Raw genomic sequence first — 23679 nt, 5'->3', positions numbered from 1 at the left:
CCAAAACATCAGGTTAGTCTCTGCCATTTGTGAAATCCATGTAATGATGCAACCGCTGTGATCCACGCACTGAATAAAGCCGCAAAAACCTATGCGAACTCCGGAAATTGAGCGCGGCTTCTAGATGGCTTAAAGGCAGAGATAACCGCCCCCTCAAACCCCAGCAACACTCCTCCGAAACCGCCGCAACGAAACCACAAACAACACCCCACCAATCCCCAGCAAAGCCAGCAACTTCGGCCAGACAATCTCCAGTCCGGCCCCACGGAACAGGATTGCCTGGGCCAGAGAAATGAAGTGCGTGGTCGGCGCGGCCTGCATGATGACCTGGATAAAGCCGGGCATGTTCTCGAAGGGCGTGGAGCCGCCCGAGAGCATTTGCAGGGGGATGAGGACGAGGATGATGAGCATGCCGAGCTGGGGCATGGAGCGGGCGACGGTGGCCATGAAGATGCCGAGGGAGGTGGTGGCGAACAGGTGCAGGGCGGCGCCTGTGATGAACAGGGGGACGGAGCCTTCGATGGGTACGCGCAGCCACACCTGCACCACCAGCATCAGGGAGGCAGTGGATGCGGTCAGTACCACCAGACCCATGGCCAGGACTTTGGCGAGCATGATTTCCAGGGGCGTGACGGGCATGACCAGCAGGTGTTCGATGGTGCCGTGTTCCCGCTCGCGGATGAGGGCGGCGCCGGTGAGGATGATGGAGAGCATGGTGATGTTGTCGATCAGTTCGATCACGGCGCCGAACCAGCTGGGGCTCAGGGCCGGGTTGAAGCGGTTGCGTATTTCCAGTTCCACCGGGGCTGTGCTTGTGCGGTCACCCTGCACAAAGGCCCGTGTTTCGGCGGCGATTATGGCCTGGATGTAGCCGGCGCCGAGGAAGGCCTGGCCCAGGCGGGTGGCGTCGACGTTGAGCTGGATGGTGGGCTCGCGGCCCGCGAGCAGGTCCCGTTGCATGCCCGGGGGAATATCCAGCACGAAGGTGTAGTCGCCGGCGTCCATGTGGGGGTCGATCTGGCGCTGGTCGATTTGCGCGGGCGGCAGGAAGAAGGGCGCGTAGAAGGCGCCGGTCATGCGCGACGAGAGGGGCGAGTTGTCCTCGTCCACTATCGCGATCGGAGCCATGTGCAGGGTTTCCGGAATACTGGCGCTGGTGGTGTAGATGTTGATGCTGAAGGAAAACAGGATCAGCCCCAGCATGATTCTGTCGCGCCCGAGGCTGCGCCATTCCTTGACGCACAGGTGCATGATATTGCGCAGTCGTCCCATGGTCAGCGCTCCTGCTTCTTTAGTGCCAGCAGGCTCAGCCCGAGGATGACCGGTCCGGCCAGGGCCAGGGGCCAGAAGGAGCCGGTCAGGTCGCCAAAGCCCAGCGCCTTGGAAAAAGTACCGCCGCTGATGGTGAGAAAGTGCGAGGTGGGGTACATCTCGCCGATCAGGCGCGGGATGCCTTCCAGCGCGGAAACCGGCGTCATCATGCCGGAGAAGGTCATGGCGGGGATCAGGGTGATGATGGTGGTCCCGAAAATCGCCGCGATCTGGCTGCGCATGAAGCTCGATACCAGCAGGCCCAGCCCGGTGGCGGCTATGGCATAGAGCAGCGCGGCAACTGTGTAGGCCAGGTAGCTGCCCTTGAACGGAACCCCGAAGAAAAACACAGCCAGGGCGGTGAGCAGGAAGAAGTTCGCCATGGCGAGGGCGATGTAGGGCAGCTGCTTGCCCAGCAGGAACTCCAGCCGCGTCACCGGGGTGACGTAGAAGTTGATGATGGACCCCAGTTCTTTCTCCCGCACGACGCTTAGGGCGGTAAGCATGGCCGGGATCATCATCAGCAGGAGGGGAATCACCGCGGGCACGATGGCGACGAGGCTGGCGACGTCGGGGTTATAGCGGTAGCGGGTCTCAACGTTGACGCTCAGGGGGCTGCCGATGGGCGTTGACTGCAGACTCATCTGCTCCTGCAGCCAGCTGCCGTGCAGGGCCTGCAGGTAGCCGGCAATGGTCTCCGCCCGGGCAGGCATGGCGCCGTCCACCCAGGCGCCGATGGCAACGGGCCGGCCGTGCTGGAGGTCGCGGGCGAAGCCGGGCGGGATTTCCAGCGCCATGCTCAGTTCGCCGCTGCGCATACGACGGTCGAGGTCGTCGTAGCCGGTAACCGGCGGCTGCTCGATGAAGTAGATGGACCCGCTCAGGTTCAGCACGTATTGGCGACTGGTGCTGGTGTTGTCCCGGTCCAGCACGGCGAAGCGGATATCCTCCACGTCCATGCTGATACCGTAGCCCATGATTACCATCAGGATGACCGAACCGAGCAGGGCGAGCGTGGCGCGGATGGGGTCCCGCTGCAGCTCCAGGCTTTCGCGCCTGGCGTAGCTGAACAGGCGCAGCAGGCTGAAGCGTTTGGGTGCGCGAGCCGCAGAGCTTTGCGCGGCCGGAGGTGCCACGGACTCGTCGGCCTTGCCGGCGGCTTCCTCCAGGTAGGCGACAAAGGCGGCATCCAGGGTCTCGGCGCCGCGGGCTTCCCTTAGCGCCTCCGGGGTGTCGCTGGCCAGTATCAGCCCCGCGTGCATCAGCGAGATGCGGTCGCAGCGCTCGGCCTCATTCATGAAGTGGGTTGAGATGAAGATGGTGACCCGATCGTTGCGGGACAGGTCGATCAGCAGTTGCCAGAACTGGTCCCGGGCAATGGGATCAACGCCGGATGTTGGCTCGTCGAGGATCAACAGCTCTGGCCGGTGAATGACCGCCGCTGCTAGGGACAGGCGCTGGCGCACGCCCAGGGGCAGGGCAGACGGCAGCGCGTCCACCACGCCACCCAGGCCGAAGCGCTCGACCATTTCGGCGACGCGCGCGGGAATATCCGCGTCCGGCAGGTGGAACAGGCGGGCGTGGAGTTCCAGGTTCTGGCGCACGGTGAGCTCGGCATACAGGGAGAAGGCCTGGGACATATAGCCGACCCGGCGGCGGGTAGCCATGTCGTTGGCGTCGACCTCATTGCCAAACAGCCGGGCCTGGCCTTCGCTGGCAGGCAACAGCCCGGTGAGCATTTTCATGGTGGTGGTCTTGCCACAGCCGTTGGAGCCGAGAAAACCGAAGATTTCGCCACGCTCGACCTTGAGGTTAACGTCCTTCACGGCGACAAAATCACCGAAGCGCATGGTCAGGCCCCGGGCTTCGATGGCGATCTCGGCCTGGGCGTCTTCGCCGTTTTTTCCGTTGTGGCCGTTTGTGCCGACAGAGCGCGGCGGGATAGTCACGGCCTGGTGGCGGCTGCTCTTTGCTTCCGGTAGCAGGCGGATAAAGGCGGCTTCCAGTGTGTCCGTGCCGGTCTGGGTGCGTAGCTCGGCGGCCGTTCCCGTGGCCAGCACCTGGCCCTCGTCCATGGCTACCAGCCAGTCGAAGCGCTCGGCTTCTTCCATATAGGCTGTGGCGATGACTACGCTCATGCCGGGGCGGCGGGCGCGTACTCTTTCGATCAATGCCCAGAACTGGGCGCGGGAGAGCGGGTCGACGCCGGTGGTGGGCTCATCCAGGATCAGCAGGTCCGGGTCGTGGATCAGGGCGCAGCAAAGCCCCAGCTTTTGCTTCATGCCGCCGGAGAGCTTGCCGGCGGGCCGGTCGCGAAAGCGGAGCAGGTCGGTGGCTGCCAGCAACTCCTCCATACGCGTCGTCCGCTCCTGCTGGCTGTGGCCGAACAGGCGGGCAAAGAAGTCGAGGTTCTCGTAGACGGACAGGGTGGCGTAGAGGTTTTTGCCCAGGCCCTGGGGCATGTAGGCGATACGCGGGCCGGTCACCCGGCGGTGGTGGGCCTCGGCCATGTCTCCGCCCAATACCTCGATGCGGCCTTGCTGGACTGCCCGGGCGCCGCTGATCAGAGAGAGCAGGCTGGATTTGCCGACGCCATCGGGGCCGATCAGTCCGACCATGCGGTCGGCGGGAAACGCCAGGCTGATGCCCCGCAGCGCCGGGTTTTTGCCGTAGCGCAGGCTGACGCTATCAAGGCGGATGACCGGCGATGTGGCCCTGCTTTCGTTGTCGTTCATGCCCGGCACCGGTTACTGCACTAACTGCATCTGCAGCTCTGGCGGCCACTCCTGATCATCGTCGGTGCGCACGTAGGCCATGCCCGGCAGTCCGGTCTTGACCTGCTCGGCGTATTTCCGCAGCAGGTCCGGATCAATGCTGGCCCGCACGCGGAACATCAGTTTCAGGCGCTCGCTTTCGGTTTCCACCGTCTTGGGGGTGAACTGGGCCTGGCTGGCAACAAAGGAAATTTTCGCGGGCACGACCATGTCCGGCGCGGCGTCCAGCACCAGCCGTACCTCCGTGCCCAGGGCCACCCGGCCGGCGGCGGTGGTCGGCAGGTAGAAGGTCATGTAGACCTCGCTGATGTCGATCATGTTGAGTACGCGGCCGCCTGGCGCCAGCACCTCACCGGGTTGCGCCACGCGATACTGGATGCGCCCGTCCCGCGGGGCCTCGAGATCGGCGTCGTCGATTTCCACCTGCAGCCGCGCGGCGGTCGCCTGCGCCGCCCGGATCAGCGACTGCGCCTGCACCACCTGCGCCCGGGCTGCTGCTATTGCGGAATCCATCGCCGCCACCTGCGCTTGCGCCGCGTTGAGCGCCGCCTCTGCGCCTTCCATTGATGCCTGATGGTCTTCCAGTTGCTGGGTAGAGACAGAGCCGCGCTGGGCCAGGGTCTGGGAGCGCTGGTAGCGGTTGCGGGCAGACTTGAGCTCGGTCTGGCGCTGGGCCACCACGGCCTGGGCGGCGGCTTTTTCACTTTCCCGCTGGGACACCAGCGCTTCGGCGGCCAGCTCTGCGTGTTGCGCCTGCTGAACCTGGGCCTCGGCTTCCAGCAGCGACGCCTGCAGGCTTTGCGTGTCCACCCGGGCCAGCACCTCGCCCGCTTTTACGAACTCGCCTTCGCGCACCATGACCTCCAGCAGGCGGCCACCGGACCGTGTGGCAATGTCGATTTCCGTTGCCTCGATGCGGCCGTTGCCGCTGGCTATATGCTCCGGCAGCCCGCCGGGACGGAACGCACTCCAGGCGGCAAATACCGCGACGGCAACTGCGACTACTACGATCCAGGGGAGCCACTTTCTAGCTGACATATATGTATCCGCTATTTACGCATAAGGACGAACTTCAGTATGCCATTTTGGGGAGGGCCGGGTTACCTTTCCGTTACTTTTCAGCGCTGCTATTTCTACGTATGAGGCTGTGCGGTCGACGTTTTCTGCCGCGTGCGGCAGCGCCGGGACGTCGGCTCCGGCCGTCGCAAATGGCTCGGCTCAGGTCTGGACAGGACGCTGGAAGGCCCCGGGGCCGGGGACCTTTACGGAGCAGGCGTACTCGACGAAAGCCGGTTAACTCGATGAAAGCAGGCCTAGTCGAAGGTCCGCGGTCGGATGGTGTCGGGCTTGAGGAAATCCTTCTCACCGGTATTGGCGTGGTCGCCCAATAACTTGCCGTCGCTTTCCCGCTTCTGGCCGTACATCGAGTGTTTATGGAAGGTGGGGCCGAATTTCTCCAGGGTCTCCTTAACGTCACCGGTGTAGCGGGGATCCTGGGGGCGTTCCTGGCTGTTCATGAAATACGCAATGTCCCAGGCTTCCTGGTCAGACAGGGACAGGGGCTGGCCCAGGGGCATGTTGTTCTTGATGAAGCCAGCGGCGGTCTGCAGCCGTACAATACCGGCGCCCCAGTTATTGGAATGGTCGCCCCAGGGCGCAGGGAAGACCGTCTTGCCCCTGACTGCAAGACCCTGCCCATCGTCGCCGTGGCAGATCGAACACTTGTCCGCGAACAGCTTTTCGCCGCGGGCATAGCTCAGCGCTTTCGGACGTTCCGGTGCCGGAAAACCGCGGCCATAAATGGGCTTCTCGGGATACATGGGCACGCCTTTCGCAAGCCATTGATGGTACGCCGCAATTGCCAGCATGGTGTCACTGCCATAGGCCGGTGGCTTGCCGTTCATGGAAAAGGTGAAACAGCCGGCGATGCGCTCTTCGAGGCTGTTGACGTGCCCGTTCTTGCCGCGGAACCCGGGCAGGGTCACGGCTGCGGGCCACACGGGCGCGCTGAAGGGCATGCGGCCTTCGCCCAGGTGGCAGCTGGAGCAGTTCATGTTGTTGAAGACGTTCTCGCCGCGCAATTGCTGGGTGTTGGTGAACAGATCGTGCCCGCGGCGGATGACCCGTTTGAGTTCCGGGTGCATGTCGGACTGCTCCAGCGCGTCCAGGGTGGGGGGAATATGCACCAGTTCGGCATCTTTTGGCGCTGGATAGCCCAGTTCGGTCAGGGTGTTGATGTAATCGTCTTCGCGCTCGCTCGCCAGGCTCAAGGGGGCAAGCAGGAGCGAAGCGGCCAGTGTTGCACAAGCAATCAGAGATCTCATGGCGTTGCTCCCTCCTGGCTGTCGCCTGAAGGCTGGGTTGCAAGCCAGGCGGCAACGGCGTGGATATCCTCGCTACTCATCCGGCGGGCGATCGTGCCCATCAGGTCCTGGGGATCGTTGGTGCGGGTGCCTTCCTGCCAGGCTTTCAGCTGCGCCATGATGTACCCGGCATGCTGGCCGGCGATGCCGGGGAACACCGAGCCGGCCCCCTGATTGTCGGGGCCATGGCAACTCTCGCAGGACACAATGTATTCCGACCAGTGGCCCGCTGTCGCGAGCGTTTGCCCGCGCTGGAGCACCGCCTTGTCGGCATCCTCGCCGCCTCTGCCCTGGGTAGGCGTCATCTCGCTGTAGAATTGGGCGACATCGACAATCTGCTGTTCTGTCAGCATGTTGGCGAAGGTTTTCATGGTGGGATTGACGCGCTCGCCCGACTGGAAATCGCGCAACTGCTTGGCCAGGTAGTCGGCGTTCAGGCCGGCGAGACGTGGCCAGGATTCGCCTTGTTCCATGTTCATGCCTGAGCCGTCGGCCTGATGGCAGGAGACACAGACGGCTGCAGCTTCAGCCCCGCGGGTCGCGTCTCCTGCGGGCGCAGCGGGCGCCAGGCCGGGGAGAAGGGAAAGGCCCAAAGCGTACAAAGCGGTTGGCAGGTGTTTCACGGTCTGCATCCCTCCCGGGTGGCGAGCACCGGTAAGAGCCGGGCTCCATCGCGCTAAACATCCTGGCGTGATGTAACTCCATCATAGATGAGTCCTGCAACCAGATGGAAGCGTCAGCAAAGCAACTGTTGGTCAGACGACGCTTCGAAGCCGCTGCGGGCTAAAACGTTTTGCAAGCCATTGGCGCAAGTGGCTTGCTCAGGACCGAACCCGGCAGAAAAGGTCCCGGTCACCACAAAAACGTACTCGATTTTTTATTCAACACCGTCACCTTCCGCATCTCCGAACAGGGCGTTTGCGCCACGCCGTAGCACACATGCAGGGGCATAAGATGCTCTTCCCGGGGATGGCAGAAGCGGGCGCCGGGCGCGTCACTCCAGTTCACCAACAGCTCCCGCCGACGGTGTTCCGGCAATTCGGGGTCCATGCACACCTGTTGTAGCCAGCCTTCAAAAGCTTCATTGGCTTCGGTCGCTTCGGCATTACCGGGCGAGAAAAAAGCGCGCATGTTGTGGAAAGAAAAGCCCGAGCCGAGCACCAGTACGTTGCGGCTGGCCAGGGTTCCAAGGGCGCTGCCCAGCTCGATATGAAAAAGCGGGTCGAGGTGGCTGCACAGGGACAGCTGCACGCAGGGGATATCGGCCGCGGGATACATGATTTTCAGCGGTACGAAGACGCCGTGGTCAAAGCCGCGTTGTTCGTCGAGACGGGACTCAAAGCCGCGGCCTTCGAGCAGCCGGTGGATGTCGCGAGCCAGGGATGGCTTGCCCTGGCAGGGATACTCGATCTCGTAGGCTTCCGGTGGAAAGCCGGAGTAGTCATAGATCAGCGAAGGGCTGGGGCCGGCGGTGAGAGTGGGTACGCGCTCCTCCCAGTGGGCGCTGACGACGACGATAGCGTCCGGTCGGGGCATGCTTGCCGCGATGTTCTGCAGGCTGGCAACCATTTCGCGGTGCGTCGGATCGCCCAGTAGCGGCATGGGCCCGCCGCCGTGGGAGATGAATATCGCGTGGGGTAGCGGCTTCATGGGTTTTGCCTCCGGTATGGCGCGGCGCTTAGCGTTCGTCAGGGCAGCCGGACAGATCGGTGTATGCCGGGCATCATCCAAGCTCTCGCTCCATGATCATGGTGCGCTCGTCGCCATGATAACGCTCACTGATGGGAATGAACCCAAGCCGAGCATAAAAAGCCTCCGCTGTAATGGACGACGGTACCGACAGTATCTGCATCCCCGCATCGCGGGCGGCTCGCTCAACCGCATCCATGAGTCGTTTACCGATACCCTGCTTTTGCTTGCCGGGTGCGACGAACACCGATCGAACAACTTGCCCGTCAAGGCTGGCTGTTCCTACGACGTCCCCGCCGATCACAGCTACGAAGACCTTTCGTTCGCTCATAAGTCGCGAGATTCCGTCAGGGCTGAAACTCTTCTCGATACGCTGGATGATGTCCTGGGGGTAGTCCTGGCCATTTGTTTGCCGAAGCGCGGCAATAATCACTCGGCTAATGTCGCCCGCATCCGCTGGTTGGGCATTCCTGATCTCACAATTCATGTCCGCTCCCTTTGATACCCATCCTACTCAGCATTGGAAGCGCGAATTGAGGAACAGGGGTCAATTCGGAGCCCTGTTCCGGATTGGTGTGCGCAGAATCGCGAGTCAGGCGTTTACCTTGATGATGCCTCGACATTTCGGGAATGTGCTGCAACCCCAAAATGGCTGACCCGCGTTCGCGCCTGTTTTGGTTTCTCTTCGGACCATAGGGGCACTGCACTTCCGGAAAACGCGGTAGGTGTCACCTACAGCCTGATCGAGAACGCCAAGGAACGACCGCTCTGCTGGGGAAAACAGCGCCGGAGTCTTCAAGTAGGGGGAGTCAGTGCTCGTCGAGCCCCGTGACTTCAAAAAAGCGGCAAGCAGCGCTAACAGAACGACAACCACGGCGAGGAGAACTAACCAGCCCATAAATGCTCTTTTTCTCTGAGGAGTTCAAAGAGACTCGCACAACCGCCCGAGACCTTTAGTTGTCGCCTATACACCAATAGGGTGGAAATCTAGGAGCCAGGGGACATGGTTAACGACCAAAAGAAACTGGCTCGGGCCCACGGTTCTTCTTCCGTATGACAACTGTGCCAGCAAGCTTATCGTGCCAGCCTTGCTTACGCGCATCGAACCCGACCCAAATGAACCCGAGACCAAAAGGTATCATTGATACGTAGTACGCAAAGTAACGACCGATCAGTTGTCCGGTACTTGCAGGGCTGCCGGTTTTTGCATCAACGATTCTAGCTGAGACCGCCATCTTCCCCGGCGTGGCCTGTTTCGTGACCCAGAAAAGAATGACGGCAACCGCAGGAAATACCCAAGACAGCAAAAAATCCATTGGGCCTTGGACGACGTTTTCAGTTGTCCAGTATGAGTCTCCGTAGAACGCTGTCAGGAGTGGCCATAGTATGGCTCCCATAAGAACTGTATCGATCAAAGATGCACCGACTCGCGGCCAGAACCCCACATATTCCAATTCATCAGCTTGCACTTTCATCTCCCGACATGAATGGCCGTAGCGCTTTTTTTAGCGCGACCCACGATTACCGGCGTAACCATGGTTGCTTCTCCGAGCGCGCTTCCAACCGCAAATAAGATTAGCTCTTCGATGAGATTAATTCTATGCAATCACGTTTGTGAACTGAGTCTGATTAGGTTCTCAGTAACTTTTATCACTGACAGCAGACGGGTTTTGAAGATCGCCGCAGCGCCTCCGACCTACGAACCGCTCAAGGCGCCAGCTTCTTCTTCAGCGCCCTGGTCACCGGCAACGGCAGGCTCGGTAGCGAGCGCAGCATCCAGGGCAGTATCCGGCGTTTCATGCCGCTCAGTGATTCGGGCACCATCACTTCGATCAGGTGCGGGCCTGAAGTTGCCAGGGCGTAGTCCAGGGCTTTCAGCAGATCCTCCGCGGTATCGACCCGCACGCCATGAACGCCCATGCCCTGGGCGAGCTGGGCGAAGTTGAGCACGGGGCCGCGCAGGTCCAGCTGGGACTTGGCTTTGGCTCCGATCTTCTCCGCGCCGACCCGTTCCAGCTCAATATTCAGCACCGAATAGGACGCGTTGTTGAAGATGATAGTGGTGACGTTGAGCCGTTCCCGGGCCATGGTCCACAGGGCTTGATTGGTGTACATGGCGGAGCCGTCGCCGATCAGCGCCAGTACCGGGCGGTGCGGGCATGCCACGGCAGCGCCGACGGCGTTGGGCAGGCCCTGGCCGATGGCGCCACCGGTCAGGGTGATGAGATCGTGGCGGGGCGCGCCGGCGGTCATGGCCGAGAGCATCAGGCCCGAGGTGATGGATTCATCCACGAGGATCGTGTTCTCGGGCATCACATGGCCCACTGCCTTGCAGACTTTTTCCGCCGTGAGCTTGCCCTTGGGCCGGCCGGGGCTCTGGCCGGTTTGCAGGCGCGGCTTGGCCCGGCTGGCACCGAGTGCATTGTTGAGTTTTTCGAGACTCGCGAGGATGTCCTGATGCGGCGCTGCCAGGGTATGCACGGTGCAGGTGTCCGGCACCAGGTAGCTCTGCTTGCCCGGGTAGGCAAAGAAGGAAACCGGCGCCTTGGCATCCACCAGGATGAGGTGCTCAACGTCAGTCAGTTGCACCGTCGCCAGTTCTGCCAGATACGCCAGCCGTTCTATGGGCGGAAGGCCAGCACCACGCTCCATGCGGGTGGGAAAGGTCTCCGCCAGAAGCACAACGCCGCAGTGCTGGGCGAGGCGGGCCGCGGCGAGCATGCTGGGTTCCCGCAGGGAGCGCCCACCCATGAGCAGGGCGGCTTTTTTGCCGGTGCGGATGGCCGCGGCAATGGCTTCAATCGTGGCGTCATCTGCGGGCGCCGGCTTGGGCGGGGCCAGGGGCGCGCTTGGCGTACCGCCTTCGCCCCAGGACACGTCCGCGGGCAGGATCAGTGTGGCGACCTGGTTCGGCAGGCTGCGGGCCGCCGCAATAGCTTCAGCCGCATCCTTGCAGAGCGTGGCGGTGCTCGTGGCGGTACGCACGAATCCGGGGGAGACGTTGCGCGCCACGGTTTCGATATCCGACTGCAGTTGGGCGTCGTACTTCACATGATTGGTAGCATGGTCGCCGACGATATTCACAACTGGGACCTTGCCTTTGCGCGCGTTGTGCAGGTTGGCCAGACCATTCCCGAGCCCGGGACCCAGGTGCAACAGCGTCGCCGCGGGCTTGTCGGCCATGCGTGCGTAGCCGTCCGCCGCACCGGTGGCAACGCCTTCGAACAGGGCAAGTACAGCCCGCATTTTGGGTTCGCTATCGAGGGCGGCGACAAAGTGCATCTCGCTGGTGCCGGGGTTGCTGAAGCAGACTTCAACACCGGCATCGACCAGGGTTTTCATCAGGGCTTGTGCGCCGTTCATCATTGTTGTTCTCCAACCTTCGTGGACCGGATCTCGGGATTCAAAACTAACGGACAGGTTCTGGTTCAGGTTGTAGCGCTTGGGCTTCGGCGGGTGTTTCGCTGTGCCGGTCCAACTGCTCCGGCCCGATATCGGCGACGCAGGTTACGCCAGTCAGCGTCATGGCCAGTCGCAGTTCGTGATGCCAGCTCGTCAGCAGCTTGTTCAGCCCGTCCTGACCGGCGCCGGCCAGTGCCCAGGCCCAGGGGCGACCCATCATCACGCCCTCGGCGCCCAGGGCCAGGGCGCGGAACACATCCACGCCACTACGTATACCGCCATCGACAAGAATCTCCGTCTGGCCGCCCACCGCGGCAACAATTTCCGGCAACTTGGCGGCCCCCGTGGCAACGCCGTCGAGCTGGCGACCGCCGTGGTTGGAGACGACGATGCCATCGGCGCCGACCTCAACTGCCAAGCGCGCATCCTCCACATCCAGGATGCCCTTGAGCAGCAATTTGCCCTGCCAGTGTTTACGTATCCAGGCGATGTCGGCCCAGGTCACGGTCGGATCAAACTGGGTGTCGATCCAGGCTTTGAACGCATCAAGATTGCTCGCGTCGGGCAAGGCATCGTTGAGGTTACCGAAACTGAGCGGGCCGCCGCGCACAGCGACATTCCAGAGCCAGCCGGGCCGGGCCAGCAGCTGGGTGATCTTCAGTAGTTTTGAACGCGCGCCCGTGCTGGACAGGCCATTGCGGAAATCCCGGTGGCGCATGCCCGGCAGGGGCAGGTCGACGGTGAAGACCAGCGTTCGGCAACCGGCGGCCCAGGCTTTGTCCAGCAGGGCCTCTATACGGGCGCGGTCGCGAATCATGTAGAGCTGGAACCAGGCCGGATCTCGTGCCTCCGCCTGTACTTCTTCGACTGAACAGATGCCCACAGTCGACAGGGTAAACGGGATGCCCGCAGCATTCGCGGCTCGCACGGCCTGTACCTCCGCGCGCTGCGCCATCATGCCCGCAAGGCCGAGCGGCGCGAGCACCACAGGCATGGTGTACCGCTGGCCGGCGAGAGTGGTGGATGTATTGACCCGGTCAACATCTTTCAGCACGCGCTGGCGCAGTTTGATCTGGCGCCAGTCGGATTCATTCGCGCGCAGCGTCTGCTCATCGGTTGCGCCACCGTCGAGGTAGTCAGACAGAAAGCGCGGTAAGCGGGCGTGAGCCAGAGCCTGATAGTCGGCGGTGCTGGCGGGGTAAGTCAGCTTGGGGTTCATGGCGTCAGCCTCCGGCTATGATAGAGCGAACCGCGGCGCGGGCGGTCATGATGCAGCCGGGCAAGAAGGTGCCTTCCAATGAGCGTTTGCCATTGGCACCGCCGCCGCCAAATCCTGCAGCCTCACCGACGCAGTAGAGTCCCGGTACGGGCGCACCCTGGACGTCGAGCACGCGGCTTTGCAGGTCAGTCCGTAGCCCGCCCAGGCTCTTGCGGGTGATCAGCTGCATGCGGATGGCAATGTAGGGTCCGGCGCCGGGCTTTTGCAGGGGCGCGGGTTTGCAGGTGCGCAGGCGGTCCGGTTTCCACTCGCGGGCGTGTTGGATCAGACGAATCTGGGGGTCGTTGTGCAGGTGTATCCCTGAGGTGAAGTTGGCGTCAAATGCATCCGCCGTTGCCTGGAGCACGGCGGGGTCGATGTGGTGTGCGGCGGTGCGGGCATTCATCTTGCCGGCCAGCTCGCCCAGGGTATCCGCGACGAGAAAATCGCGGCTTTCGCGCTGCATCTGGCGAACCAGGTTGTGATTGCCCAGCAGCAGCTCTTTTACAAACAGCGGGAACTGCTTGTCCCGGATCCGGGCGTTATGCTCGGCGCCGGAGATGGCGAATTCCCTGGCGGCGATACGCCAGTTCAGCAAATGCCAGGTCCAGGGCTGCTCCTGCTCGGCGACCCGCTGGCAGAGCCAGTGGGTATCAAAGCCGGTCACGAGAGGCTCAGGGCCGATGCGCTCGCCCCGGTGGTTGAGCCACAGGGCGGACTTGCACGGGATAATTGAAAGGCCGTGGCCGGCAAAGTGGGGATACGGGTGCTCAATGCCCGCGGCGTAGTTCCACATCTCGCCGGCATGGGTGATCTGACCGCCCAGGCTGTCCGCGACCCAGTGGTGCAGCCGGCCGTCCGCGTGGGGGTGCGCGCCGTTGAGCATGGTGGCGGGTTGGGGGTGGTTGGTGGGCCAGTTGGCGCGGCATTCCCCATGCTCGCCGTTGATGCCGCCCGTGGCCATTACGACGACGTCAGCCTGCAACCGGACTTCCTCTTGGGTTACCTCATCTACGGCCAATGCGCCGCAGACTTTGCCGCCCTGCTGCTCAAGCCCGGTAACACGGTGCTGGTGCAGCAGGGTCAGCTTGCCGTCACTGTTGGCCCGATGCAGGGCGGCGAGCAGGCAGCGGATCAGCTCCCGGGCGGTGCCCCATATCACGTGGTAGCGGGGCAGGCGATTGCCGTCGCCAAAACGGCCGCGTTCAACCCAGTTGACCGCCGGCAGAAACTTGAGCCCTTCGTTGCTCAGCCAGTCGTAGACCTCAGCGCGGGAGTGCTCGACGTAATATCGGGCCCATTGCAGGCGTGGATCATCCTGGGACGCAGCCTCCCCGGAAAATCGCTCACCCGCTTCAAGCTCACCAAAGCTCAGCCAGTCACCCAGGGCAATCTCCGGCGAGTCCTGGATCTTCATACGCTGCTGCAGGGGCGTGTTGACCAGCATCATGCCGCCAAAGGCCCACAACGCCAGGCCGCCCATGCGCTCGGCGGTGTCTCGGTCAACGAGGGTGACACGCTTGCCCGCGCGCAGGGCTTCCAGTGCCGTGACAATACCGGCCAGCCCGCCGCCGATCACCAGGATGTCTGAAGTCATTACCTTAGCCATGCTAATACCCGGGTCCTGTTGGCTTGTCCGCGTTTGCCAGTACTGCGTTCTGCACCTGGACAGTGTTGCTCATCCCGCTAAAGCGATTAGTTGTCCCGACTTAAGATAGACCGGTACCATGGCACTTGAATTGACTTTAGAGGCCAGCCAAATTGACATTAGAGGCCACAGTCTCGCTGGGATGGGTAAATACTGTGATCGCCGCGGCGCAGCGACTGTCTGTCGATGCGGACAAACTGCTGACCACGGCAGGCCTTCCCGCAGCGGCGCGCAAGCAGGAACGCTGGCCTATCGACGACATCACTCGGCTCTGGCACGCCGCCGAGCGCTGCACTAACGACCCCGGCTTCGGCCTGAAAGTCGGCGCGGAATTCACCCCCATGAGTATCAGCGGCGTGGGCTTTGCGCTGCAGTCCGCCGCGACCCTGCGCGAGGCCGTGGTGATGGTGCAGCGGTACCAGCGCCTGATCTCGGACGGTGGGCGCTTCCAGGTGCTCGCGGGGCAGGCCGCCACCTGGCTGGTCTATCATCCCCGCCAGGGCAAGCTGGCCTTCAGCCCCTACCAGATAGAGGCCGTGCTGGCAGCGGTGGTGGGCTTTGCCAGCTGGGTGACGGGCACACGTATGCAGCCGTTACGGGTGCAGTTCAGTCAGGCGCGGCTGGGGCCGCTGCCGGGGTATCAGGCCGTGTTCCAGTGTCCGGTCGAGTTTGAGCAGGCCTTTAGCGGGGTGCTAATGGATAACGCCGTGCTGGACCAGCCGCTGCCCCAGGCGGATCCCCAGCTCGCCCAGGTGCACGAACGCTATTCCACCGCGCGCCTGGCCGCATTGAGTATGAGCAGTGTTTCAGTACCGGAGATGAAGCAGTGGCTGGCGACCAGACTGGGCCCGAATCTCCCGCGTCGGTCTATGGCTGCGAAAGCTCTGGGTATCAGCGAGCGCACCCTGGCCCGGCGGCTACGTGAACAGGGGCATACTTTTGATGGCCTGCTTGATGAGGTGCGCCAGGTGCGTGCGCTCCAGGCCGTTGCGGATACCCATGCGTCGTTGCCCGCCATTGCCGAGTCACTGGGGTTCGCCGAGGTGAGTACGTTTTACCGGGCTTTCCGCCGCTGGACGGGTTTGTCGCCCGGGCGCTGGCGTAAGCTGCAAAGCTAGCGTCCGTGACTGGGTCGTTAGCCTTTGGTGACACCCCTGCGGGAACGCCGGCGGCGAATCATGGCGCTCAACACAAAGCCGGCCAGGAGCACATAAAGGGCACCGCTGAACAGGTAAGGGTTGCGGGTAAAGAAACTGCCCCCCGATTCCGGAGAGTAGGGCATGTCCACCAGATACCCGGCCTCTTCCCCGAACGGTGCCTGAAACAGAAACCGGCCATTGGGCAGCACCACTCCGGACGGGCCATTGTTGATCACGTGAACCAGGGGCGCCCGGTTCTCCACTGCTCTGAGTACCGAAGCGTTAAGGTGCTGGTAGGGCTGCCGGGTCGCGCCAAACCAGGCGTTATTCGACAGCACCGCCAAGACCTGGCCCTTTCTTTTCGCGGCAGCCGTCGCGTTTGCCACCAGTTCCGGAAACATCGCCTCATAGCAGATCAGCGGAACCAGGCTCATACCCGCTACGCCGAACACCTTCGGCTCAGTCCCGGCGCTGACATTGTCGTAAAAGCCCCCGAAAAGCCCAGTGACCCAAGCGGACATGCGGGGATAATCGCCCACCAAGGGCAGATACTCGCCAAACGCCACGCGTCTGATCTTGCGGTAGCGGTCCTGCTCCTCGCCCCGGGCATTCAGCAGCAGCGCCGTGTTGTACTCGCGGCCAACGTCACGGTTGTTTTTACTTTCCGTGTCGTGAACCTGCTCCATGTCCTGAAAAAGCAGTGGCACGCCCATGTCAGCGACCTGACTCTCAAAGGCCCTTCGCACATGGGGCTTGGAAAAATATTGGATAAACCGGGTCTCCGGCCAGAGCACCAGCTCCGCCCCCGCATCGGCTAACCCCTCGGTCAGCTCCATCGCCCGGGGATACCCACGACTGTAGCCCGGTGTGGGCGGTTCGGGGGAGAGGAGTGGGCCGGTGTTGTGCTGGACAAAGCCGATGTTGCGGGTCTGCCAGCTTTCCATCTGCCGGTCCCAGTCAGAAAGGCTGAAAAACCCGAAGCCCAGCCAGAGCGCAATAACCGCGACCGCGGCGGATAGGGCTGGGACCTCGCCCCGAACCGGGCGGCCGCTCAGGAGCTTGAATACGACAATGCTGCTCAGGGCGATCACCGCATCCAGCCCGTGAACGCCGGTACACGAAATCGCCTGCAAGGCCACCAGAAACCGGCTCTGGCTCTCGCCCAGCTGTATATGGAACAGCATGGGGAAGAGCGCAAAAAACACCGCTAGCAATACCGGGAAAAGCACAAGGTCGGGCACACCTGAGCGTCGTCTCAGCCAGGCAAACGCGAGCGCCAATAGCCCGAAAAGCTGGGCGCTGTACACCCAGAACAGAACCGCGAGGGCCAGCGTCAGCGGAAGGTCATAACCCTTCAGGCGGGTGATGAACTCGATGATCCACCAGGCCGCAGCAACGAACGTGGTCAGCCCGGTAACCACGCCCAGCAGGTAGCTTTGGCCGGGGCCTTTATCCCGTAAAGCGAACAGCAGGGGAACGAAGGCGATCCAGCTAATAAGGAAGAGTTGAGGTAGAAGGTAGGGCAGGGCCAATAGCACACCGGAGACGCCCGCGAGGATAAAGTCAGCGGTGCGCAGCGGCGCAATGGGCGGGCTGCCAGCGGCGGCCAAGGTCATTCGTCCGGCTCGAGCATGGCCCGGAGGATCGCGTTTCGTTGGGCGAACAAGCGCCGGGCGTCGTCCGCACCGAAATGCTCAATCTGGAGTTTTGTACGCGCCTCAAAGGCAGCCCGGCTGGTGGGCGCGGCTTCGAGAAGGCCCAGTTTGCGCTGGGCTACCTGATAGCGGTGGAACCGCACCGTGAGATCCCCGAGCTGCCGGCCCTGGGGACCCGGAACGGCTTTGCGGATCAGCAGGCGAACCCGTTCCTCCGCCATTGGTGGCAGGGCCTCAGGTAGATCCGCGACACCGCTTTCCAGCGCAGCCGTGATTCTGCCGTCCAGCGACAAAGCCCGGGTGTGGTACCCCGTTGCGCGCTCGAGCATGTCGTCGAGGTTGAGCGCATCGAGCGCTTCTTGGTCGAATGCTAGCTGTGCGGGTGCTACTTTCTGCAAGGGCTGATGTGAGGCCAGGTCATTTGGAGTTTGCACGACGCTGGCCATCGCCGCAGCCACAAGCACCAGCCCTGGCAAGAGCAGCAGCATCCAGCGACAGGTGTTGGGCCCGCCCATGGTGTTGCACAGCTTGGCGGATAATCTCATGAGGGGTTCCGGCCGGGAAAATGAAACTGAGCGAGCGGCAGACATGCTAGCAACGTCCGCCCGCGTGAACCACATGCGGGTTACCAGAGTGGGACATTGGGCGCCTGTCTACGGGATAAACCCTCGGGCATGCAGATTTCTGCTTACCGCGACAGGCGGCTGCCCGTTGGACAGATGAGTGAGAGCAATAGCGCTCCATCGCGCGCACCCGCTAAGCAGGAATGTCACCCCGCGGAAATGGGAACGTAACCGCCCCATCGTATAGACTCATACGCAGACCCGGGTGTATCCCATCTCAAGGGGGTGTATACCGACAACACTCAGCAGCAGATAAAGGACAATCTTTTGGCCGGAGCCAGCTTACTTACCCTGATAGACGACATCAGCCTGATTCTCGACGATGTCTCGGTCATGACCAAAGTCGCGATGAAAAAGACTGCAGGCGTGCTGGGCGACGACCTCGCGCTCAACGCCCAACAGGTCACTGGCGTTAACCCCGCGCGGGAACTGCCGGTGGTCTGGGCCGTCGCCAAGGGCTCATTCATAAACAAACTGATCCTGGTGCCTGCGGCGCTTCTGATCAGCGCATTCATTCCCTGGGCCGTGACGCCTCTGCTAATGGTTGGCGGTGCGTTCCTCTGCTTCGAGGGCGCCGAGAAGCTCGCCCACAAATTTCTTCATAACGCCCACGATGACGAGAAGGCCCACGCCGAAGAAGTAAAAGCCCTGAGCGATCCCAGCGTGGACATGGTGGCGTTCGAGAAAGACAAGATCAAAGGCGCCGTGCGAACGGACTTCATCCTCTCCGCCGAGATCATCGCCATCACCCTCGGCACTGTCGCCACTGCTGATTTCAGCCAACAGGTCACCGTCCTGTCCGTCGTTGCCGTGATCATGACCATCGGCGTCTACGGTCTGGTCGCCGGCATCGTCAAGCTGGACGACCTGGGGCTGCACCTGAGCGAGAAAAGCTCAACATTCGCCCGCAGTGTCGGCAACGGCATTGTCAGCGCGGCGCCCTACCTGATGAAGAGTCTATCCATCATCGGCACTGCGGCCATGTTCATGGTGGGCGGAGGTATACTTGCCCACGGCATCCCGGCGGTATACCACGGTGTGGAAGAGCTAGCGGCGGCATCGGCAGGCGTTGCCGGAGCGGGAGCCATTCTCGAGTTCACCATTCCAACCTTGCTCAATGCGTTGTTTGGGATTGTCGCGGGGGCGCTGGTATTGGGCGTGGTTAAGCTCATCAAGGGATTGAAGAGCTAGGGTTGTGTAGCCCGGGGTGGAGCCAGATCTGGCAAATCACTGGCATGTGGTTCCAACGGTTGCCTGGTGTTTTAAAAGGGCGCCCCCGGGGTTTCTGCTGCTTAGCCGAGCAGTAGATCTCGTTTTTTTATCTTCGTTTCTGAGCTGTGCTATTTCCAGTGGAACGCCTTAGCTGAAGCTGGTTGCGCAGCAAGCACCGTCGGGATGCAGCGTTGAATCGTCGGCTCGTGCAAGTGTTGGCAATGCTCATGCCTCGAGCTCTTCCGCGAAACTGTGACAAAGATACCGTTCAGCCCCGCCCGATAACCCCAAACTGAGCCCGGTAGGAACTGCACCAAAAACACAAAAACAAGATACTCAAGGAAAGCTCTATGAAGATGCTATTTGATCCGGCGCGGGCGCGCTTTGCGATTGTTGGGGCGTTGTTGCTGTCGAGTTCAGCCTGGGCACTGAGCCCTGGTGGCGGTGCCACTACTGACACGTTTGCGGACTACGCAGTGGCGGGGCCACATGCAGTCATGTCCGAGGCCAGCGGCAGCACTTGCACGGTGTTCCGTCCGGTTACGCTGACGGACGATCACCCGGTGATCCTCTGGGGCAACGGTACCTCCACACAGGTTTCAGCATACAGCGAGGGACTTGAGCACTGGGCGTCCTGGGGCTACGTAGTAGTGGCGGCCAATACCAGTAACGCCGGCACCGGCGAACAGATGCTCGACTGCCTTGATGGCATTAGTGGTTCGGCGATTGCCGACAGTCTGGACCTGACACGGGTCGGCACTACCGGCCACTCCCAGGGCGGTGGTGGCTCTTTGATGGCGGGTCGTGATGAGCGGATTACTGCTACGGCTCCAATTCAGCCCTACGTTGTCGGACTGGGGCATGATTCCGCCTCCCAGGGAGATCAGACAGGACCGATGTTGCTGTTGTCCGGAAGCAGCGATTTCGTGGCTTCCCCCTCAAGGAACCAGGCGCCCGTGTATCAGGCCGCGAATGTCCCCGTGTTCTGGGCCAACAGCCAGGGCACCAGCCACTTTGCACCGATCGGCGACCTCGGTGTCTACCGCGGCATCACGACAGCCTGGTGGGATTACCAGCTCAAAGGCGATCAAGACGCCGCTGACCTCTTTGCCGGGCCTTGTCTTGGCTGCGACGCCGAAGGGTGGGACGTTCAGCGCAAGGGATTCTGAAAACTGCTTCAACGGAGCCCAGTCGGGGCTCCGTTCCCCACACCCCTTTTGCCATCACCCTGTGCCATTAAGCCCGACCTGGGCGAGGCGCCTGTATCGCACGCCTCCCGGCAATCTTCAACGCCAACTCTTCCGACTTGCTCGTCAGCTGCTGGGCAGGCCTTTAATGCCGTGCGCGATTCTCGACGCGCTCGATACCAGACGATTGCAATAATCGAGCAGAGAATCTGCCTTCCGCCTGCGTACACACTTGTATAGTTGCGCTACACTGGCGCTGAAGTGCTTTCTAAAGCGATGTATTTCTACTGCTCATGTCTCACTGCCTGACTAGTGTTGCGTGGCTGAGACGGTGGGAAATACGCGGGCGTGACGGGTGTCATTGTTGATGTGACGTTGCGCGAGTTCGTACACAAAGAAAGTGCTTTCCTTGGCCAAGTCGTCGTCTCAGCGGTATATGCCCGGACAGGACACTAGCGGGTGGGCGCGTAGTAGCTGGCTCTACAACCCTGTATCGATGACGGAGGTCATATGAAAGACGTACTCTACTTCAATTCAATGCTCACCCCGAAAATGATCACCTTTATTTACTGGCTGCTTTTGCTCCTGGTGCTTTTCAACGGCGTTGTTCGCATGTTTGCAACCTTCCAGGGGATAACGTTCACCAGCTTCATCATGGGGCTGCTCACGATTATCGGGGGCGCTATCGCTGCGAGGATCACGTGCGAACTTTTGATCGTGCTGTTCAAGATTCACGACAATGTAAAGACGCTCGCCAGTAGGCCGGAGTAGTCCCCAGAATCAGCCGGAGCGCGACGCAGCTGTTGCGCTTTTGGCTGCCGGATAGGGATACTGAATATCTATCTTGTATCTCGTGTCTAGTACGTCTGGTTTGAGTAAGCTTCTTCGTTCAGTTCGGCTGCCAACAGCAAGCTCGTTATGCATCCGGAGACCCTCGTACCAATGGAAACAGCCGGCCTCGACTGGTTTGATCAGAACACCACGCTGCTTCGGCTTGGCTTGGCCATCCTGCTAGGCGCGCTCATCGGGCTGCAGCGCGGCTGGCAGAACCGGGAATTGCGGGCAGGCGGCCGTGTTGCGGGTCTCCGTACCCATGCGCTTACCGGGTTGCTGGGCGGTTTCGCGGCCTTGCTGTCCCTGGAGCTGACCCCCTGGGTGTTGCCCGCCTTTTTTCTGGCGGTGGTTGCCATAGGCCTGATGGGTTACCGGCTGAAGGCGGCCCAGAGCGACGACTACAGCATCACCGGACTGATCGGCCTGTGCCTGACGTTCTGTTTCGGGTCAGCCGCGTTGCTGGTCGATCCTGCAATACCCGCGGCCGCCGCCGTGGTAACTGCGCTCATTCTGGACAACAAGGCCGAGCTGCATGGGCTGCTCGCCAAGCTGGAAGAACGGGAACTTGATGCCGCACTGAAGCTGTTGCTCATCACTGTGGTGCTGTTGCCCATCCTGCCGAATCAGGGCTATGGGCCTGGCGGTGTGCTCAACCCGTTTGAGATCTGGTGGCTTGTGGTGCTCATCGCTTCCATTTCTTTTGTCGGCTATTTCGCCATGCGTATCGGCGGCACCGAAAAGGGCCTGCTGTTTACCAGTTTCTTTGCCGGCCTGAGCTCGTCGACCGCCCTTACGCTGCACCTGTCCCGCCTGGGCCGCGACAACCCCGGACTCAAGCCGCTGCTGGCCGCCGGCATACTTATCGCCTGCGGTACGATGTTCCCGCGCATTCTGATCTATTGCGCACTCATTAATCCGGATCTCCTGCCTGTATTGCTCTGGCCCGTCGCCTTGATGACGGTGCTGCTTTATCTGCCTGCCGCGTGGCTCTGGCGACGGCATCGCGGCTGGGTTAATGCCGAGCAGCCGCGTCACCAGCAAAACCCGCTGGACCTCAAGTCCGCGCTCTGGTTCGGTGCGTTGCTCACAGTCATTCTGTTGTTGGGTCATCTCTTGCAGGAAGGGTTCGGCGACGCCGGCGTGTACCTGCTGGCCGCGGTATCCGGCGTCACCGATGTTGACGCCATTACGCTCTCGCTGACGCGGCTATCCCAGGAAAGCCTGTCTGCGGAGACCGCGATCCTGGGCATTGTCATCGCCGCGACGGTAAACAACCTCGTGAAGACAGGCCTCGCTGCAGGCATCGGTGGCTGGAAGTTGGGGCGACTGGTGGCAGGGCCGATGGTGATTGCTCTGGCGGGTGGGCTGGTGTTGGCTGGGTGGTTGGCGCTGGGGTAGTGCGAAGACAAGGGATGTCGCTTTACGTGTTTTTTAAGGGGAAGTTCAACAATTAGCAAAGCGACCCTTGTGCCCATGCTCTAAGTGAATAGAATGTAACGTCAAGTCACGGATGGCGGTCTACCCATGCAAGGAGCGAGAACCAGTGCCCGATATATTTTTTTCCAAACGTTTGATGTGCCCTGGCGACTTAGTTGGTGACGATCCGAATGATCTTGCCAGCTTCTTGAAAATTAACGGCTTGGGATTGAACGATTCGATCGCCCCAGGCAAAGCATACTCTCTCGATACCGCCCATCCGCAAACTCGTACCATATTAACCAGAATCAACGGTCTTCCCGCCGGCCAGCGCAGCAGTATCGCTCGGGCTGCAGAAGAACTCGGCGATGGCGTTAACCAGCTAGCTTTATTTCTGAAGCACAATCTGGACCGGGAGCAGATAGAACTTGTGAACTCGCTGGTAGGAGCTAGCGCTAGCGCAGCCTCTGCAAGACTGAATGGCTTTCAGAGCGCGCTCCTCAAATATCAGGAAGCGGTGCTTGAGGGTCAAAAAGTCGAACAGTCGCACGGGCCCGGTGTTGGGCAACGCCGTCATCAGGCTCAGACCAAGATTCGCTACGCTTATAGTGAAATGAGCAATTTGTATAGAAGGGAGCTTAATCGGCTGTCCCCGGAAGCGCTGCGAAGCAAAAACCGTGGCAATGCGCTTAGTAATCCACACAGAGCAATCACTCTGGCGCAGCGCAGGCCACTGGGTAAACCGGACGCCCGGCTTTTTATTGCAGATACCGCAGAAGCTAGTCGTATGGCTTCCTTCGGCCGAGGTATAAATAATTTAGGTAAAGTGGCCCTAGCAGTAGATGCAGGTTTGAGAATACATAAGGTTAACGGCATCCGCGAGGACGGTGGAGACTGGCTGCGAGAAGGTGCAATGCAAATGACTGGATTGGGCGCAGCAGGCGCGGCTGGCGGTTTGGCGGGAAAATACACGGTGTTGGGTGGCGGGCTTTTAGCTGCAAAGGCGGGTCTCGTTCTTACCGGTCCCGCTGGCTGGGCTATCGTTGCAGCTATTGTAGGGGCGGGTATTGTGGCCGGTCTTGCGACCGGCATGGTGGCAGATCGGGCCGGGAAAGCGCTCTCCGCTTGGCTTTGGGAATGGGATTTAGCTTGGGATTAGGTGCCGACA

19 protein-coding genes are annotated in these 23679 nt (G+C 61.4%); 6 read left to right on the top strand and 13 right to left on the bottom strand.

The window, feature by feature from the left end:
* Window positions 1–153: 153 nt before the first annotated feature.
* From soil367_RS15050 to soil367_RS14990, 11 genes are all read right to left on the bottom strand, one after another.
* Window positions 154–1272 (bottom strand): ABC transporter permease, encoded by a 1119-nt coding sequence (locus soil367_RS15050; protein ID WP_136549869.1) that lies wholly within the window; start codon window positions 1270–1272, stop codon window positions 154–156.
* A gap of 2 nt (window positions 1273–1274) precedes the next feature.
* The gene (rbbA, locus tag soil367_RS15045; RefSeq protein ID WP_136549868.1) at window positions 1275–4046 is read right to left on the bottom strand and encodes a ribosome-associated ATPase/putative transporter RbbA; all 2772 of its coding nucleotides are present in this window, start codon (window positions 4044–4046) and stop codon (window positions 1275–1277) included.
* Between the two features lie 12 nt (window positions 4047–4058).
* On the bottom strand, window positions 4059–5123 hold the full coding sequence (locus soil367_RS15040) for an HlyD family secretion protein (protein WP_136549867.1): 1065 nt from the start codon (window positions 5121–5123) through the stop codon (window positions 4059–4061).
* Window positions 5124–5398: 275 nt separating this feature from the next.
* The gene (locus soil367_RS15035; protein WP_136549866.1) at window positions 5399–6409 is read right to left on the bottom strand and encodes a c-type cytochrome; all 1011 of its coding nucleotides are present in this window, start codon (window positions 6407–6409) and stop codon (window positions 5399–5401) included.
* Complete coding sequence (locus soil367_RS15030; RefSeq protein ID WP_216642732.1) at window positions 6406–7071, bottom strand: c-type cytochrome; 666 nt, start codon at window positions 7069–7071, stop codon at window positions 6406–6408. The genes soil367_RS15035 and soil367_RS15030 overlap by 4 nt, the downstream gene beginning before the upstream one ends.
* Window positions 7072–7300: 229 nt before the next feature.
* Complete coding sequence (locus soil367_RS15025) at window positions 7301–8098, bottom strand: DODA-type extradiol aromatic ring-opening family dioxygenase (RefSeq protein ID WP_136549864.1); 798 nt, start codon at window positions 8096–8098, stop codon at window positions 7301–7303.
* Between the two features lie 73 nt (window positions 8099–8171).
* Window positions 8172–8624: a GNAT family N-acetyltransferase gene (locus soil367_RS15020; RefSeq protein ID WP_136549863.1), complete on the bottom strand. Its 453-nt coding sequence runs from the start codon at window positions 8622–8624 to the stop codon at window positions 8172–8174.
* 520 nt (window positions 8625–9144) lie between these two features.
* Complete coding sequence (locus tag soil367_RS15005; RefSeq protein ID WP_136549862.1) at window positions 9145–9606, bottom strand: RDD family protein; 462 nt, start codon at window positions 9604–9606, stop codon at window positions 9145–9147.
* Window positions 9607–9844: 238 nt separating this feature from the next.
* Window positions 9845–11503: an acetolactate synthase large subunit gene (locus soil367_RS15000; protein WP_136549861.1), complete on the bottom strand. Its 1659-nt coding sequence runs from the start codon at window positions 11501–11503 to the stop codon at window positions 9845–9847.
* Window positions 11504–11546: 43 nt separating this feature from the next.
* Window positions 11547–12758 (bottom strand): L-lactate dehydrogenase, encoded by a 1212-nt coding sequence (locus soil367_RS14995; RefSeq protein ID WP_136549860.1) that lies wholly within the window; start codon window positions 12756–12758, stop codon window positions 11547–11549.
* A gap of 4 nt (window positions 12759–12762) precedes the next feature.
* Window positions 12763–14406 carry an FAD-dependent oxidoreductase gene (locus soil367_RS14990; RefSeq protein WP_136549859.1) on the bottom strand — a complete coding sequence of 548 codons (1644 nt, stop codon included), beginning with the start codon at window positions 14404–14406 and terminating at the stop codon, window positions 12763–12765.
* A 152-nt stretch (window positions 14407–14558) separates the two neighbouring features.
* Here soil367_RS14990 and soil367_RS14985 point away from each other — a divergent pair, with 152 nt between their 5' ends.
* Window positions 14559–15563: an AraC family transcriptional regulator gene (locus soil367_RS14985; RefSeq protein ID WP_136549858.1), complete on the top strand. Its 1005-nt coding sequence runs from the start codon at window positions 14559–14561 to the stop codon at window positions 15561–15563.
* Between the two features lie 17 nt (window positions 15564–15580).
* On the opposite strand, the gene lnt is transcribed toward soil367_RS14985, so the two are convergent.
* Window positions 15581–17200, bottom strand: coding sequence for an apolipoprotein N-acyltransferase (gene lnt / locus soil367_RS14980; RefSeq protein ID WP_136549857.1), 1620 nt, complete (start codon window positions 17198–17200; stop codon window positions 15581–15583).
* Window positions 17197–17784, bottom strand: a complete 588-nt coding sequence (locus soil367_RS14975) for a hypothetical protein (protein WP_136549856.1) — start codon at window positions 17782–17784, stop codon at window positions 17197–17199. The genes lnt and soil367_RS14975 overlap by 4 nt, the downstream gene beginning before the upstream one ends.
* 345 nt (window positions 17785–18129) lie before the next feature.
* Here soil367_RS14975 and soil367_RS14970 point away from each other — a divergent pair, with 345 nt between their 5' ends.
* The 5 genes from soil367_RS14970 (at window position 18130) to soil367_RS14950 (ending at window position 23670) form a co-directional block, all read left to right on the top strand.
* A complete protein-coding gene (locus soil367_RS14970) occupies window positions 18130–19053 on the top strand; it encodes a DUF808 domain-containing protein (protein WP_136549855.1) in 924 nt (307 codons plus the stop codon).
* Window positions 19054–19424: 371 nt separating this feature from the next.
* Window positions 19425–20243: a poly(ethylene terephthalate) hydrolase family protein gene (locus soil367_RS14965; RefSeq protein ID WP_246065341.1), complete on the top strand. Its 819-nt coding sequence runs from the start codon at window positions 19425–19427 to the stop codon at window positions 20241–20243.
* Between the two features lie 528 nt (window positions 20244–20771).
* A complete protein-coding gene (locus tag soil367_RS14960; protein ID WP_136549854.1) occupies window positions 20772–21032 on the top strand; it encodes a DUF4282 domain-containing protein in 261 nt (86 codons plus the stop codon).
* Window positions 21033–21203: 171 nt separating this feature from the next.
* Window positions 21204–22493 (top strand): MgtC/SapB family protein, encoded by a 1290-nt coding sequence (locus soil367_RS14955; protein WP_136549853.1) that lies wholly within the window; start codon window positions 21204–21206, stop codon window positions 22491–22493.
* Window positions 22494–22638: 145 nt separating this feature from the next.
* The gene (locus soil367_RS14950; protein WP_136549852.1) at window positions 22639–23670 is read left to right on the top strand and encodes a hypothetical protein; all 1032 of its coding nucleotides are present in this window, start codon (window positions 22639–22641) and stop codon (window positions 23668–23670) included.
* Window positions 23671–23679: the final 9 nt, after the last annotated feature.

The sequence above is a fragment of the Hydrocarboniclastica marina genome (assembly GCF_004851605.1).
Lineage (GTDB): Bacteria > Pseudomonadota > Gammaproteobacteria > Pseudomonadales > Oleiphilaceae > Hydrocarboniclastica > Hydrocarboniclastica marina.
This window is presented reverse-complemented; position numbering and strand designations above follow the sequence as displayed.